We start from the raw sequence: 1,440 nt of genomic DNA on the forward strand, positions 1-1,440 counted from the left end.
GGCCGTATTCAACCGGTCGTCGCAACAGTGGTCTGTTGGCTCGAGCGTAGTTGGTCGGCGAAGACCTCAGCAGGAGTGCGCCAGCCAAGGATGCCCCGTGGACGGTTGTTGATCGCATCGGCGACGGCGGCGATTTCCGCGGCGCTCCAGCGAGACAGGTCGGTGCCTTTCGGGAAGTACTGCCGCAGCAGCCCGTTGAGGTGCTCGTTGCTGCCGCGCTGCCAGGGGCTCTTCGCGTCGGCGAAGTAGACCGGCATCCCGATCTGTGCGGTCAGGAGCGTGTGCGCGGACATCTCTTTCCCGCGGTCCCAGGTCAACGAGCGACGCAATGATGCGGGCAGCGCGTCGAAGGTGGCGACGAGCGCGTTCTTCATGGTCACAGCCCCGTAGCCAGCTAAGGCCGGCCCGTTCTTCCGCGGCGGTATGAGCCCGTAGCCGACCTGCCTCGGCAGGTGCACCAGCATCGCGAACCGTGTGCTCCGATCGATTAGCGTTCCGATCGCGGATCGCTTCAGCCCGATGATGAGGTCCCCTTCCCAGTGCCCAGCGACGTCACGGCCGTCCGCTTCCGCGGGCCGCTGCTTCAGCGTCGTGCTGTCGGTGACGTGCGCCCACGCCTGCATCCGAGTCCGTGCCCGAGGTTTGCGTTTCGTCCGCCCGCGTCGCAGATGCCACGACTGGTCCCTCGTCAGGCCGCCTCGATCAGGGACGTAGAGGGCCTGGTAGATCGCTTCGTGCGAGATCCGCATGGACGGGTCGTGCGGGAACTCGACCGGGAGTCGTCTCGCGATCTGCTGCGGACTCCACGCAGCAACCCACTCTCGGTCCTCGCGGTGCGGCTTGTTCTTCCCGTCCCATGCCGGTCCTTCCGGACCGATCCGGTTCCCAGCACTGTCGTGGAGGTGGCCGCTGAGCTTGTCGGCGACGTAGTCGCGGAGCCGCCGGTTCGTGCGCAGCTTTGCCACCTTCGGTCGGCGCGCTCGACGTTCCGCGTGCCACTGCGCCGTCGAGGCCTTGTAGTCCAGCCGGTAGGTGCGTGTTGATGCGTTTCGCCGCAGCTCGCGGGAGATCGTCGACGGCGCACGGCCAAGGCTGGCCGCGATCTCGCGCACGCCGTCACCGCGCGCCCGCATCAACGCGATGTCCTCACGCTCGTGCGACGAGAGATACCTTCCTGACAGCGTCGGAGCGAGGTTGGGGTTCACGCCGCCAGCGTGCCGGAACCATCGATGCGCGACGGGCTCGGACACGCCTGCGGCGACCCCGGCCTCTCGCGTCTTCACGCCCGCCGCGATCGCCGTCCAGAACGCGACCCGATCCTCCCGCCACGCCACCGTCGGCCTGCCCGGCGACGGAATCTGCCCCCGATACGCCTGGACTTGTCGCTGACGATCTCGAACCCGCATCGAACACCTCCGGAATCAGGTGTTGCGACGACCG

General features: G+C 67.6%; 1 protein-coding gene. It reads right to left on the minus strand.

Annotation, left to right across the window (positions count from 1 at the left end):
- Positions 1–8: 8 nt before the first annotated feature.
- Entirely contained in the window at positions 9–1,406 is a 1,398-nt protein-coding gene (locus ITJ56_RS18075) for an IS30 family transposase (protein ID WP_194632016.1), read from the minus strand.
- Positions 1,407–1,440: the final 34 nt, after the last annotated feature.

Source organism: Curtobacterium sp. VKM Ac-1376 (assembly GCF_015351025.1).
GTDB lineage: Bacteria > Actinomycetota > Actinomycetes > Actinomycetales > Microbacteriaceae > Curtobacterium.